Source organism: Streptomyces sp. NPDC111744 (assembly GCF_055634995.1).
In genome coordinates this window covers 1-13,603 of the sequence record NZ_JBVKCG010000006.1, presented here as the reverse complement: position 1 = coordinate 13,603, position 13,603 = coordinate 1, and the positions used below count along the sequence as shown (strand labels likewise).

The following is a 13,603-nucleotide window of genomic DNA, read 5'->3' as shown; positions in this document are numbered from 1 at the left end:
GCTACAGCGGCCTGGGCTGGGTCAACTCGTCGTACACGCTGAGCACTTGGGTCACCGTCTCGTCCTCCGTCGGCCAGCTCGCCGCCTGCCGGGCGCCCTTCTCCCGCAGTTCCTCGCAGCGCCCGGGGTCGCCGAGCAGTCGTACAACGGTGTCGGCGAGGGCGGTCGCGTCGCCGTAGGTGACGAGTTCGGCCGCGTCGCCGACCAGGTCGGGGATACCGCCGACGGCGGTCGCGACGAGGGGCACGCGTGCGTGCAGGGCCTCCTGGGCGAGGATCGAGCGCGACTCCCAACTGCTGGGCAGCAGGGCCAGATCGGCGGCGGCGAGGAGTTCGGCGACGTCGTCGCGGCGGCCGATGAGCCGGGCGGGCAGCTCCTCGTCCTCGATCCGCCGCTGCAACACCGTACGCAGCGGCCCCTCTCCCGCGATGACGAGCAGCGGTACCGGATCGAGCCGGCCCCAGACGCGCGCGGCGTCCAGCAGGACGTCATAGCCGCGGTGCTGGTCGAGGGAACCGACGGCGATCAGCAACGGCCGCCCCATGGCGCCGAGTTCGGCCCGCACCTTGGGCCGCAGCCGCTCCGCCTCCTCCTGCTCCCCGGGCCGTCGCAGACCCGGCAGCGCCACAGCGGCGAGCCGCGCGTCGCGGGCGCCGGTACGGCGGGCCCGGTCCACCAGGTCGGAGGTTGTTCCCAGCACCACGGCGGCCGTCCGTACCACCCGCCGCTCCAGCATGCGCAGCAGATGCGCCCGGGCTCCTTCGGCCTCCGCCCGGTTGTGCCAGGTGACGATGAGCGGGGTACGGCGGCCGCTCAGCGCCAGCACGGCGCGGAAGGAGGCGTGCAGGCCGTGTGCGTGCACCAGGTCGGCGTCGGTGCAGGCCGCGCGGAGCGCGGCGACCGACCCGGGGTCACTGCTGCGCGGTACATGGACATGATCCGCACCGACGCCGGAGAAGTCGTAGGCGCGGTCGGCCTCGACGGGGGCGCACACCGTGACCCGCACGCCCCGTGCGACAAGACCGGCGGCGAGCGAACGCACGTGCGCACTGCTGCCGGCGTTGCCACCGCCCAGCACCTGCACGGTGCGCAGCGGCGACTGACCGTGCGATGCGTTGCTGCTCACGGGGCTCACGCAGCCGGGCTCCTGTGTTCGGCGTCGGGGCGGTCACGAGGATACGTACAGAAGGTATCGGGCCGAGGGGGGCGCTGCGGGGCTCCGGGTAGGGGCATACCGGGGCGGGGCGGGACATGCGCCGGAGTGTGTCACCCGTGAGAGTGACAGTACGGGATGCCGAGGGGGGGCGGGCGCGGATGAGCGGGCGCCGGTCGCGTCCACGCGGCGGAGCCCGCCCGTCGACACCGCCCCGCGCCCCCGAAGGGGCGCGTCAGGCGTCCGCTCGCGCGGTGGCGAGCAGCTCCTCCGCGTGCGCCCGTGCCGTTTCCGAGTCCTCCTGGCCGGCGAGCATGCGGGAGAGTTCCCGGACCCTCTCCTCGCCCTCCAGGACCTTCACGCCCGAGCGGGTGACCGAGCCGTCGTTCGTCTTCTCGACCAGCAACTGCCGGTCGGCGAAGGCGGCGACCTGAGGAAGGTGGGTGACCACGACCACCTGTGCCGACTTGGCGAGCTTGGCCAGACGCCGCCCGATCTCGACCGCCGCCTTGCCACCGACCCCCGCGTCGACCTCGTCGAAGAGGTACGTCGGGACCGGGTCGGTGCCCGCGAAGACGACCTCCACCGCGAGCATCACGCGCGACAGCTCACCGCCGGAGGCGCCCTTGGCGATCGGGCGGGGCGGGGCGCCGGGGTGCGGGGCGAGGAGCAGTTCGACCTCGTCGGCGCCCGAGGGGCCGTACGCGACCGTACGGCCGCCCACCTCCACACCCTCCGGGTCCTCGGTCTGGCGGATCGCGAAGGACACGCGTGCGTGCGGCATCGCCAGGGAGCCCAGCTCGGCGGTGACGGCGGCCGCGAAGCGCTCGGCGGCCTCCGTGCGCGCGTCGGTCAACGCCTGGGCGAGACCACCCAGCTCGGTGCGGAGCGCGTCCCTTTCGGCGGTCAGCTCGTCGATCCGCTCGTCGTCGCCGTCGAGTTCGGTCAGCCGCGCGGCGCCCTGCTCGGCCCACGCCAGCACCGCGCTGACGTCCTCGCCGTACTTGCGGGTGAGCGCGGTGAGCGCGGCGCGCCGCTCCTCCACGGCCGCGAGCCGCAGCGGGTCGGCGTCGAGGTCGTCGGCGTACCCGGCCAGCTCCCCCGCCACATCCCCCAGCAGGATCCCGATCTCGCCGATCCGGTCGGCGAGCGCGGCCAGCGCCGGGTCGTGCGACCGTACGGCCTCCAGGGCCCGGTGGGCGCCCGCGACGAGGGTGGCCGCGTCGATGCCCTCGGGATCCTCGGGGTTGCCCGCGAGGGCGGAGTGCGCGGCGGTCGCGGCCGACGACAGCGCCTCGGCGTGCCCGAGCCGCTCGGCCTCCTCGGCGAGTTCGACGTCCTCGCCGGCCCGCGGATCCACGCCCGCGACCTCGTCGAGCCCGTAGCGCAGCATGTCGGCTTCCTGAGCCCGTTCACGCGCCCGGGTGACGATCTCCTCCAGCTCCACCACGACGGCCCGCAGCCGCCGATAGGCCTCGCCGTACTTGGCGAGCGGCACGGCGACCCCGTCGCCCGCATACCGGTCCAGCGCCTGCCGCTGCCGGGACAGCTTCAGCAGGCCCTGCTGGTCGGTCTGCCCGTGCACGGCCACCAGGTCGTCGGCGAGTTCGGCGAGCAGTCCCACGGGCACGCTCCGCCCGCCCAGGTGCGCCCGGGAGCGCCCCTCGGCGGAAACGGTACGGCTGATCAGCAGCGCCCCGTCGTCCAGCTCGGCGCCGGCCTCCTCGGCCCGTACGACCGCGGAGGTGCCCGGGGCCACGGTGAGCCGCCCCTCGACGACCGCCTTCTCGGAGCCGATCCGCACGAGCGCGGGATCGGCCCGCCCACCGAGCAGCAGCCCCAGGCTGGTGACCACCATGGTCTTGCCCGCACCGGTCTCACCGGTGACGGCGGTGAACCCCGGCGACAACTCGACGACAGCGTCGTCGATGACCCCGAGCGACCGTATCCGCATTTCTTCCAGCACGGTGAAGACCTTACGAGGTCCGGGCCGAGAAGTGCGAGGTGCCCTTGTCACTCGGGCGGGTGTCCCTACCCGAAGGGGCGCGGGGCCGTATCGATCTGCGGCTGCCGCCGCGCGGGCGCGACTGGTCCCCTCGACACCCGCCCCCGCCCACGCCCACGCCCACGCACCGAAACCGGCCCCCACGAACCGCTACTGCGGCGCCCCACGCCATCCAGAGACCGGCAGCGCGAACTTCGCCACCAACCGGTCCGTGAAGGACGCGTGATGAAGCCGGGCCAGCCGCACCGGCACAGCCCCCCGCCGCACCTCCACCCGCGCCCCCGGTGGCAACTCGACCGTCCGCCGTCCGTCACACCACAGCACCCCGGGCTGGATGTGCGGCAGCACCTCCACCGCGAGCACCGAATCCGGCGACGTCACCAACGGCTTCGCGAACAGCGCATGCGCGGAGATCGGCACCATCAGCAGCGCCTCCACCTCCGGCCACACCACCGGCCCGCCCGCGGAGAACGCGTACGCCGTGGACCCGGTCGGCGTCGACAGCACGATCCCGTCGCAGCCGAACCCCGTCACCGGCCGACCGTCGATCTCCAGCACCACTTCGAGGAGCTTCTCGGCGCCCGCCTTCTGCACGGCCGCCTCGTTCAGCGCCCAGTCGGTGTGCACGATGTCCCCGTTGCGGTGCACGACGACGTCCACGGTCATCCGCTCCTCGACCTCGTACGACTTGCTCACCACCCGGTCGACGACCTTGTCGAGGTCGTCCCGCTCGGCCTCCGCGAGGAACCCGACACTGCCGAGGTTGACGCCCAGCATCGGCACCCCGGAAGCCCGTGCGAACTCGGCGCCGCGCAGCAGCGTCCCGTCACCGCCGAGCACGATCAGCAGCTCGCAGCCGTCGAGACTGTGCGGCGAGGCCTCCTCGACGAGCTCGACCTCCTCGGGGAGAGGCAGGTCGCGGGCCTCGAAATCCAGGACCCGTACGCCGACTCCGGCCGCCAGCAGCCCCTTGACCACGAGTTCGGCACTGCGGATCGCCGCAGGCCGCCCGGTGTGGGCCAGCAGGAAAACAGTACGAGCTCGGTTCTGTGTCAACGCGGCCCCTCCGCCACTGCACGGTCAACATCGGCCGGGTCGAGTTCGGGTGCGCCGGCCCGCAGCCACAGAAAGTACTCGACGTTGCCGGACGGCCCGGGCAGCGGGCTGGCGGTGACACCGTTCACCCCGAGCCCCAGCTCCCACGCCTTCTCGGCAACCCCCCGCACGGCCTCCGCCCGCAGCTGCGGACTCCGTACGACTCCCCCGCTGCCCAGTCGCTCCTTGCCCACCTCGAACTGCGGCTTGACCATCATCACCAGGTCGGCGTCCGGCTTCACGCACCGCGCCAGGGCCGGCAGCACCAGCCCGAGCGGGATGAAGGACAGATCACCCACGACAAGATCCACAGGTTCCCCATCGATCGCTTCAAGCGTCAACTCGCGTACGTTCGTACGGTCCTTGACGGTGACGCGTTCATCGCTCTGCAGAGACCACGCGAGTTGGCCGTATCCGACGTCGACGGCGACGACATGCGCGGCGCCCGCGCGCAGCAGCACATCGGTGAAGCCTCCGGTGGACGCACCCGCGTCCAGCGCCCGCCGTCCTTCGACCACGAGCCCCTGCGGGACGAACGCCGCCAGCGCCCCCGCCAGCTTGTGGCCGCCCCGGGACACGTACTCGGGGTCGCTGTCGTCGGACTGCACCACGATGGCCGCGGCGGTCTCCACCTGGGTGGCCGGCTTGGTCGCGAGGGTCTTGCCGACGGTGACCCGCCCGGCGGCGATCAGCTGGCTGGCGTGCTCGCGCGAGCGCGCCAGCTTCCGGCGGACCAGCTCCGCGTCCAGACGGCGGCGTGCGACTCCTGCCACGTTCGGTTCAGCTCCTGCTCTGGTGGTACGGACTAGAAGGTGTGGCCCGAAGGGCCTCGTTGAGGGGTGGTGGTCGGGTGACGGGTGGGCGACGGCACCGCTCCGCCGTACAGCGGAGCGGGCGCCGGAGGACCGGGGCGGGCGTCGAGCGCGGTGAGCGCGTCGCGCAGCCCCCGGTGTACATCCTCGTACACCTCCAGATGCCCGTCCGTGGCGAGGTGGTCGGCGTCGCCCAGCCGGTCGAGCTGGGCGTCGACCTCGGCGTTGCCGGTGGGGGTGCGGGGGACGTTCAGCGGGGCGGGGGCGGCGGGGTCGTACTCGGGCTCGGCCGGTACCGCTTCCGGCGCCTCCGCCACCCGGCCCTCGGGCACAGAGTCGGTCATGCCCCGACGCTACCTCGAACCGCTGGGGTACCGTCGATCGCGATGGCCACGATCGAGGAGTGCCGCGCCGCACTCGACAAGCTCTCCCACACCATGGGCGGCGCCGAGGGCGACGTCCGCGCGGCCGCCGCCATGGACCGCACCGTGAGCTGCCACATCACCGACCTGGACGTCACCTTCGCCGGCCGGCTCACCGGCGGCCGGATCGAGGTGGAGGAGACGTTTCCCGGGCCGCCTCGTGAGAAGGCGCAGATCGGACTGGCCATGGCCGGCGACGACCTGGTAGCCCTGGTCGACGGCGAGCTGAACTTCGCCGGGGCCTGGGGCTCGGGGCGGGTGAAGCTGGACGCGAACCTGCTGGACCTGTTCCGGCTCAGGAAGTTGCTGTGACCCGTGCCTTCCGGGCCGCCGGCACCACCAGCGGGGTGCCCGTCTCCGGGTCGTCGATGATCTGACAGCGCAGCCCGAAGACCTCCTCGACCAGCTCCGCGGTGACGATGTCGTTCGGGGCGCCCTCGGCGACCACCTCGCCGCCGCGCAGGGCGATGAGGTGGGTGGCGTACCGGGCCGCGTGGTTGAGGTCGTGCAGCACGGCGACCAGCGTGCGCCCCTGTTCCTCGTGGAGTTCGGCGCACAGGTCGAGGATGTCGATCTGGTGCTGGATGTCCAGGTAGGTGGTCGGCTCGTCGAGGAGCAGCAGCGGGGTCTGCTGGGCGAGCGCCATGGCGATCCACACGCGCTGCCGCTGACCCCCGGACAGCTCGTCGACGTAGCGGTCGGCGAGTTCGGCGACACCCGTCCGGGCCATCGACTCCTGGACGACCCGCTCGTCCTCGGCGGACCACTGGCGCAGCAGGCCCTGGTGCGGGTAGCGGCCGCGGCCGACCAGGTCGCCGACGGTGATGCCGTCGGGCGCGACGGACGACTGGGGCAGCAGGCCGAGGGTTCGGGCGACCTTTTTCGCCGGCATGGACTGGATGACATCGCCGTCGAGCAGCACCCGGCCCTGGCTGGGCCTGAGCATCCGGGACAGCGCGCGCAGGAGCGTCGACTTGCCGCAGGCGTTGGGACCCACGATCACCGTGAAGGAGTTGTCGGGGATCTCCACCGACAGCTGCTCGGCGATGACACGCCGGTCGTAGGCGAGGGTGACGTTCTCGGCGGACAGGCGGTTCACGGTGCTCCTTTTGCTGTCTGACTCGGTGTTCGCGCTCATATCCGGCCCGCCCTGCGTTCGGTGACAAGGAGCCACAGCAGGTAGACCCCGCCCAGGACACCGGTGACCACGCCCACGGGCAGTTGGTCGGCGCCGAAGGCGCGCTGGGAGGCCCAGTCCGCGGTGACCAGCAGGGTGGCGCCCATGCAGAGGGACGGCAGCAGGTTGGGGCCGGGCGAGCGGGTGAGACGGCGGGCGAGCTGCGGGGCGGTGAGCGCCACGAAGCTGACCGGGCCCGCGGCGGCGGTGGCGGCCGCGGTCAGCAGGACGGCCGACACCATCAGCAGCAGCCGTACCCGCTCCACGCGCACCCCGAGGGCGTTGGACACGTCGTCGCCCATCTCCATCATCCTGAGGCCGCGCGCGTTGGCGAGGGTCAGCGGGACGAGGACGGCGCACAGCGCGAGCAGCGGCCAGACCTGGTTCCAGTCACGGCCGTTGAGGGAGCCGGTCATCCAGACGACCGCGCGGGTCGCGTCGACGAAGTCGGCCTTGGTGAGCAGATAGCCGTTGACCGCGGTGACGACCGCGGAGACACCGATACCGACCAGGACCAGCCGGTAGCCGTGCACGCCCTGCTTCCAGGCGAGCAGATAGATGGCGAGGCCGGTCAGCAGACCGCCGATCAGCGCGCCGACCGTGACCTGGGTGGCGCTCCCGGACATCAGCACGATGACGACGAGCGCCCCGGACGTCGAGCCCTGGGAGAGACCGAGGACGTCCGGGCTGCCGAGCGGGTTGCGGGAGACGGACTGGAACAGCGCGCCGCCGAGGCCGAGCGAGGCACCGACCAGCAGACCCACCAGAACGCGCGGCAGCCGCAACTCGTTGACGATGAAGTCCTGGCCGGCGGTGCCGTTGCCGGACAGTGTCTTCACCACGTCGCCGAAGGAGATCGGGAAGTCACCGGTGCCGATCAGCACCACACTCGCGGCACACGCGGCCAGCAGCAGCGCGGTCACGACGATCAGCGCGCGCAGGTCCGCCCGCAGGGAGAGCCCGCCGGGGGTGCGCAGGGTACGTGTGTTCTTCACAGCGGTGTTCCTCACAGCTGGGCCGTCCTCCGCCGTCGTACGAGAAGAATGAACACCGGGCCGCCGATGATCGCGGTGACAATGCCCACCTGGAGCTCCGAGGGGCGCGCGACGACCCGGCCGATGACATCGGCGCCGAGCAGCAGCACGGGCGACAGGAACGTCGCGTACGGCAGGATCCAGCGCAGGTCGGGGCCGGTGAAGGAGCGCACCACGTGCGGGACCATCAGGCCGACGAAGGCGATCGGACCGCAGGCCGCGGTGGCCGCGCCGCACAGCACTGTGGCGGCGAGCATGGCGAGGGCCCGGGTCCGGCCCAGGTTCGCGCCGAGGGCACGGGCGGTGTCGTCGCCCATCGCCACCGCGTTCAGCGGCCGGGCGAGGCCGAGGGCGAGCAGGGTGCCGGCCGCGAGGAACGGCAGCACCTGCACGATCGTCGAGTCGTCGGCCGACGCCAGCGAACCGACCGTCCAGAAACGCCACTTGTTCAGCGCCGCACCGTCCGTGATCATCACGGCCTGGAGGTAGCCGTAGAGCGCGGCGCTGATCGCCGTACCGGCCAGCGCGAGCCGGACCGGGGTGGCGCCGCGGCTGCCGCCCAGGAACCACACCAGGGCGCCCACCGCGGCCGCCCCGAAGAAGGCGAACCACACATAGCCGTTGAGGCTGCTGACGCCGAAATAGGTGATGGCGGTGACGACCGCGGCCGACGCGCCCGCGTTGATGCCGAGCAGTCCGGGGTCGGCGAGCGGGTTGCGGGTGAGCGCCTGGAGCACCGCCCCGGACAGCCCGAGGGCGGCACCGGCCAGCAGGCCGAGGACGGTCCGCGACAGCCGCTCGTCGACGACCACGTCGCCATACGTCCCCGTGTCGTGGAACAGGCCGTGCCAGACCTGGTCCAACGGGAGCTCTTTGGCTCCGATCGCGATGCTCGCCAGGGCGACGAGCACCAGTATCACGACGGAGACAAGGAGCCCAAGGACCCGTATCGCCCGGCGGGTTGGGGGCGCGGGGGCGCTCTCCGCGCGCTGTTCGGGAGGACTGTCGACCAACACCCAGTTAGGTTAGCCTACCCTCTCATCGGATCTCGAGATCCGGTCCCTGTGAACAGCCTCGCCCGGCCTCGGTTCAGAGCCCCAGCCGCGCCAGCGCCTTGCCTTCGTGCAACTCGCAGGAACCCTCCCCGGCCGCCGTCCACGCCGCCGCGCACAACGCCCGCAGCCCGTCGAGAGCCTCGCCGTCCCCCTCCAGTTCCAGCTGGTCCGACCCCGCCGTGGCCGTCCAGCCGCCGCACCGGAAGCCGTCGCCGTCCGCCGTGACCTCCGGCTGCCCGGTGAGCAGGCCCCGCAGATCGGCGTCGACGTAGGTCGGCCGGTGCTGCGGCGGCGCGGCGAGCAGCTGACGTCCGTCGGTGACGCCGGTCAGGACGAGCAGCGAGTCGACCCCGCCGTTGAACGCGCCCTCGATGTCGGTGTCCAGCCGGTCCCCGACCACCAACGGACGCCGTGCACCCGTCCGCAGGACCGTCTCCCGGTGCATCGGCGGCAGCGGCTTGCCGGCCACCTGCGGCTCGGCACCCGTCGCGATCCGGACAACTTCCACCGCCGCGCCGTTGCCCGGCGCGATCCCGCGCCCACTGGGAATCGTCAGATCGGTGTTGGACGCGAACCAGGGCACCCCGCGCGCGACGGCGTACGACGCCTCGGCGAACCGCCCCCACGCCAGATCGGGACCGCCGTACCCCTGCGCCACCGCCGCCGGATCGTCGTCGGCCGAGTCAACCGGCTCAAGGCCCCGCTCCCGCAGGGCGACCCGCAGCCCCTCCCCGCCGATCACCAACACCCGCGCACCCGCAGGCACCTGCTCGCTGATCAGCCGCGCGACCGCCTGCGCCGAGGTGATGACGTCCTCGGCGCCGGTCGGGATCCCCAGCTCGGTGAGGTGGTCGGCCACCGAGTCCGGTGTGCGCAGCGCGTTGTTGGTGACGTATGCCAGCCGCATCCCGCCCTCGCGAGCCGCCGCAAGCGCCTCCACCGCGTGCGCGATCGCGCTGCCGCCCACGTACACCACGCCGTCCAGATCGAGCAGCGCCGTGTCATACGCCGTGCTCAGAGCCTGTCCGCTGCCCTCGGGACCAGTCCTGACACCCTGGCTCATTCCCCATCGCTCCTCGTCACGCGTCGTTGTCCGGCCTTTCCTCACCGATCATCCCGCACGCCACTGACACACGTACGATGCCGGGATGAACACTGCAGGTCACCCGGAAGCAACGGGGCGCCGAGGCCTGGAACTCACCCCGTTCCGAGGCCTTCGCTACGACCCCGACCGGGTCGGCAGCCTGGCCGCCGTCACCTCTCCGCCGTACGACGTCGTCGTACGCCCGGACGGCGTGCACCATCTACAGTCCGCCGACCCTTACAACATCGTCCGCCTGATCCTTCCCCAGGCCGGCACCCCCAGCGCCGGCACCGAACAGGCGGCCGACACCCTGCACCGCTGGCAGGCCGAGGGCATCCTGACCACGGATCCCGAACCCGGCCTGTACGTCTACGAGCAGCACGACGGCAACGGCATGCTCCAGCGCGGCGTCATCGGCGCCCTGCGGGTCTCGGAACCGTCGGAGGGCGTGGTGCTGCCGCACGAGGAGGTCATGCCCCCGGTCGTCGCCGACCGCGCGGCCCTGATGCGGGCGACCTCCGCGAACCTCGAACCCCTTCTGCTTACCTACCGGGGCAACGGCACGGCCGCCGAGGTCGTCGAGAAGGCCGCCGACCGCCCCCCGCTCCTCGCCACCACCACGGAGGACGGTTTCCACCATCGCCTCTGGTCGATCACCGACCCCGCGGAGGTGGCCCTCGTCCAGTCCGACCTGGCCCACCACCAGGCCCTGATCGCCGACGGCCACCACCGCTGGGCCACCTACTTGCGTCTACGCGCGGAGCACGCCTCCCCCAGCCCCTGGGACTACGGCCTGGTCCTCCTAGTGGACACCGCCCGCTACCCGCTGCGCGTCCGCGCCATCCACCGCCTGCTGCACGGCCTGCCGGTGGCGGACGCCCTGGCGGCCGTACAGGACCATTTCCGGGTACGACGGCTCGACGTCCCCCTGTCGCAGGCCCAGGAGGCGCTCGCGGACGCGGCCCGCCACGGCAACGCGTTCCTGCTGGCCGGTGACGGCACCTTCCACCTCATCGACCGCCCGGACCCGGATCTTCTGGCCCGGACGATCCCCGCGGACCGTCCGGCCGCCTGGCGCACGCTCGACGCCACCGTCCTGCACGCCACGCTCCTCGCCCACGTCTGGCACATCCCCGACGACTCGAACGCGCATATCGCCTACATCCACGACACGGCAGCGACGGTCGCCAAGGCCGAACATGCCGGCAGTACGGCCGTCCTCCTGCACCCGGTCCGCGAGGAGGTCGTCCGCGACCTGGCCCGCCAGGGCGTGACGATGCCCCGCAAGTCGACGTCCTTCGGCCCGAAACCGGCGTCGGGGCTGGTGCTGCGCGCGCTCGACACCTGAGAACGGCGACGGCAACGAGAGAGGGCAGGCCCCGGTCGGAGCCTGCCCTCTGCGTCTGTCGCCGTGATCAGTCCTTGTCGGCCTCGGTCTCGGGCTCGGTTTCGGTTTCGGTTTCGGTCTCGGGCTTGGACTCCGCCTGGGGCTCGGCCTCGGCGGGGGTCTCCTCGGACTCGTCCACGTCGTCGTCAACCTCCGTGGTCTCGTCCACGTCGACGTCAACGTCCGTGGTCTCGTCCACGTCGACGTCAACGTCCGTGGTCTCGTCCACGTCGACGTCCGTGTCCTCTTCCTCGTCGTTCAGGGCGTCGAGGAACTCGACACCGTCCAGCTCGGCCAGCCGGTCGGAGGCGTCCGTGCTGCCCTCCCGGTCGGCCTCGACGGCCTTGGCGAACCACTCGCGCGCCTCATCGACACGGCCCGCCGCGAGCAGGGCGTCGGCGTAGGCGTACCGCAGTCGCGCGGTCCACGGCTGTACGGAGTTGGACGCCAGCTCGGGGCTCTGCAGCGTCACGATCGCCGCGTCCAGCTGCCCCATGTCACGCCGGGCACCGGCGGCGACGAGCCGCATCTCGACCTGGCCGGCCTTGTCGAGCTTGTGCACCTCGGGGGCGCCGGCCATGTCCAGCGCCTTCTCCGGCCGGCCGAGCCCACGTTCACAGTCGGCCATCACCGGCCACAGGTCCACGTTGCCGGTCATCCGACGCGCGGCCCGGAACTCGGCGAGCGCCTCGCTGTACTTCTGGTTCGCGTAGGCGGCGAACCCGGCGGCCTCACGTACGGCGGCGACACGGGACGCAAGGCGCAGGGCCACCCTGGAGTAGCCGTAGGCGCCCTCGGGGTCCTCGTCGATGAGCCGCGCGACCATCACCAGGTTCTTGGCGACGTCCTCCGCGAGCGTCTTGGGCAGGCTCTGCAGCTCCTGCCGTACGTCCTTGTCGATCTCGTCGCCGGTGACGTCCTCCGGGATCGGCAGCCGCTTGATCGGCTCCCGGTCCCGGTCACGCTCGCGCTCGTCACGGCGTCCGTAACCACCGCCGCCACGCCGGTCGTCGCCACGCCGGTCATCCCGGCGGTCGTCACGTCGGTCGTCGCGGCCGCGGTAGCCACCGCCACCTCGGTTCTCGTCCCGCCGGAAGCCGCCTCGGTCGTCACGGCGGTCATCACGCCGGGGGCCACGGCCTTGGTCGTCGCTGCGGCCTCGGAAGCCACCACGGTCCCGGTTGTCATCGCGCCGGTCATCACGGCGATCGTCACGTCGGTCGTCGCGGCCGCGGTAGCCACCGCCGCCACGGTTGTCGTCCCGCCGGAAGTCACCGCGGTCACCACGGTCACTACGACCGCCACGGTCATCGCGGTCATCACGGCGGAAGGCGGGACGGTCACCACGGTCGTCCCGGCGGAAGCCGCCTCGGTCCCCGCGGTCGTCGCGACGGACGTAACCGCCCCGGTCGTCCCCACGGCGCTCGTCACGGCGGTTGTCGTCACGCCGGTCGTCCCGACGGGCGTAACCGCCACCGCCGCGGTTGTCGTCACGGCGAGCACCGTAGCCACCACCGCCACCACGGTTGTCGTCGCGCCGGTCGTCCCGGCCGCGGTAGCCACCTCCGCCACGGTTGTCGTCCCGCCGGAAGGCAGGACGATCACCACGGTCACTACGACCGCCACGGTCATCGCGGTCATCACGACGGAACGCGGGACGGTCACCACGGTCATCACGCCGGTCGTCCCGGCCCCGGTAACCGCCACCACCGCGGTTGTCGTCACGGCGGAAGCCACCCCGGTCGCCACGGTCGTCCCGCTGGAACGCCGGGCGGGAGCCGCGGTTGTCATCGCGCCGGGCGTATCCGCCGCCACGGTGGTCACCACCGCGGTTGTCACCACCGCGGTTGTCACCACCGCGGTTGTCGTCACGGCGACCGTACCCGCCCCTGTCATCGCCGCGGCGCTCGTCAGCCCGGCGGTCGTCGCGCCGACCGTATCCGCCACCGCGGTTGCCACCGCCACGGTTGTCACTACCGCGGTTGTCGTCGCGGCGATTGTCGTCACGCCGACCGTAGCCACCGCCACCGCCACCGCCACCGCCACCGCGATTGTCGTCGCGACGGCCGTAACTGCCGCGATCTCCACGGTCGTTGCGGTCCCCGCGGTATCCGCCACGGTCACCGCGGTCACCACTGTCCCGTCGCCGCGGGTCGCGCTCCGGTCGCTCGTCGGGAGAGTTGGTGGACATGGTGACTCCTGTCTTCGGTACCGCAAGCATTGTAAAAACAAAAGGACCCTTGGTCCCAGCTGAACGCTGGGACCAAGGGTCCTTCCAAAGATTGTTCGGCGGTGTCCTACTCTCCCACAGGGTCCCCCCTGCAGTACCATCGGCGCTGTAAGGCTTAGCTTCCGGGTTCGGAATGTAACCGGGCGTTT

At 72.2% G+C, this 13,603-nt stretch carries 13 protein-coding genes and 1 rRNA gene; 3 read left to right on the top strand and 11 right to left on the bottom strand.

The features are described from left to right. Nucleotide 1 precedes the first annotated feature (1 nt). From ACZ7OO_RS15105 to ACZ7OO_RS15085, 5 genes are all read right to left on the bottom strand, one after another. Nucleotides 2-1,135 carry a glycosyltransferase family 4 protein gene (locus ACZ7OO_RS15105; protein ID WP_471504961.1) on the bottom strand — a complete coding sequence of 378 codons (1,134 nt, stop codon included), beginning with the start codon at nt 1,133-1,135 and terminating at the stop codon, nt 2-4. 253 nt (nt 1,136-1,388) lie between these two features. Beyond that, a complete protein-coding gene (gene recN / locus ACZ7OO_RS15100) occupies nt 1,389-3,107 on the bottom strand; it encodes a DNA repair protein RecN (protein ID WP_471505549.1) in 1,719 nt (572 codons plus the stop codon). A 201-nt stretch (nt 3,108-3,308) separates the two neighbouring features. Next, nucleotides 3,309-4,214: an NAD kinase gene (locus ACZ7OO_RS15095; protein ID WP_471504960.1), complete on the bottom strand. Its 906-nt coding sequence runs from the start codon at nt 4,212-4,214 to the stop codon at nt 3,309-3,311. Continuing rightward, entirely contained in the window at nt 4,211-5,026 is an 816-nt protein-coding gene (locus ACZ7OO_RS15090; protein WP_471504958.1) for a TlyA family RNA methyltransferase, read from the bottom strand. The genes ACZ7OO_RS15095 and ACZ7OO_RS15090 overlap by 4 nt, the downstream gene beginning before the upstream one ends. Before the next feature lie 32 nt (nt 5,027-5,058). Next, nucleotides 5,059-5,409, bottom strand: coding sequence for a hypothetical protein (locus tag ACZ7OO_RS15085; protein ID WP_471504957.1), 351 nt, complete (start codon nt 5,407-5,409; stop codon nt 5,059-5,061). Between the two features lie 42 nt (nt 5,410-5,451). Between ACZ7OO_RS15085 and ACZ7OO_RS15080 the strand changes: the two genes are divergently transcribed. Further along, nucleotides 5,452-5,799: a sterol-binding protein gene (locus ACZ7OO_RS15080; protein ID WP_351699480.1), complete on the top strand. Its 348-nt coding sequence runs from the start codon at nt 5,452-5,454 to the stop codon at nt 5,797-5,799. On the opposite strand, the gene ACZ7OO_RS15075 is transcribed toward ACZ7OO_RS15080, so the two are convergent. The 4 genes from ACZ7OO_RS15075 to ACZ7OO_RS15060 form a co-directional block, all read right to left on the bottom strand. Then, nucleotides 5,783-6,625, bottom strand: a complete 843-nt coding sequence (locus ACZ7OO_RS15075) for an ABC transporter ATP-binding protein (protein ID WP_471504955.1) — start codon at nt 6,623-6,625, stop codon at nt 5,783-5,785. The genes ACZ7OO_RS15080 and ACZ7OO_RS15075 overlap by 17 nt on opposite strands. Continuing rightward, the gene (locus ACZ7OO_RS15070; RefSeq protein ID WP_471504953.1) at nt 6,622-7,659 is read right to left on the bottom strand and encodes a FecCD family ABC transporter permease; all 1,038 of its coding nucleotides are present in this window, start codon (nt 7,657-7,659) and stop codon (nt 6,622-6,624) included. The genes ACZ7OO_RS15075 and ACZ7OO_RS15070 overlap by 4 nt, the downstream gene beginning before the upstream one ends. A gap of 11 nt (nt 7,660-7,670) precedes the next feature. Continuing rightward, nucleotides 7,671-8,714, bottom strand: coding sequence for a FecCD family ABC transporter permease (locus ACZ7OO_RS15065; RefSeq protein ID WP_471504952.1), 1,044 nt, complete (start codon nt 8,712-8,714; stop codon nt 7,671-7,673). Between the two features lie 73 nt (nt 8,715-8,787). Continuing rightward, the gene (locus ACZ7OO_RS15060) at nt 8,788-9,816 is read right to left on the bottom strand and encodes an HAD-IIA family hydrolase (protein ID WP_471504950.1); all 1,029 of its coding nucleotides are present in this window, start codon (nt 9,814-9,816) and stop codon (nt 8,788-8,790) included. Nucleotides 9,817-9,901: 85 nt separating this feature from the next. Between ACZ7OO_RS15060 and ACZ7OO_RS15055 the strand changes: the two genes are divergently transcribed. Then, on the top strand, nt 9,902-11,185 hold the full coding sequence (locus ACZ7OO_RS15055; protein ID WP_471504948.1) for a DUF1015 domain-containing protein: 1,284 nt from the start codon (nt 9,902-9,904) through the stop codon (nt 11,183-11,185). 67 nt (nt 11,186-11,252) lie between these two features. On the opposite strand, the gene ACZ7OO_RS15050 is transcribed toward ACZ7OO_RS15055, so the two are convergent. After that, a complete protein-coding gene (locus ACZ7OO_RS15050) occupies nt 11,253-12,158 on the bottom strand; it encodes a tetratricopeptide repeat protein (protein ID WP_471505548.1) in 906 nt (301 codons plus the stop codon). Between the two features lie 207 nt (nt 12,159-12,365). On the opposite strand from ACZ7OO_RS15050, the gene ACZ7OO_RS15045 reads away from it, so the two are divergent. Then, nucleotides 12,366-13,478 carry a hypothetical protein gene (locus tag ACZ7OO_RS15045; protein ID WP_471505568.1) on the top strand — a complete coding sequence of 371 codons (1,113 nt, stop codon included), beginning with the start codon at nt 12,366-12,368 and terminating at the stop codon, nt 13,476-13,478. Nucleotides 13,479-13,508: 30 nt separating this feature from the next. On the opposite strand, the gene rrf is transcribed toward ACZ7OO_RS15045, so the two are convergent. After that, nucleotides 13,509-13,603 (bottom strand): 5S ribosomal RNA (gene rrf / locus ACZ7OO_RS15040); the annotation flags it as partial.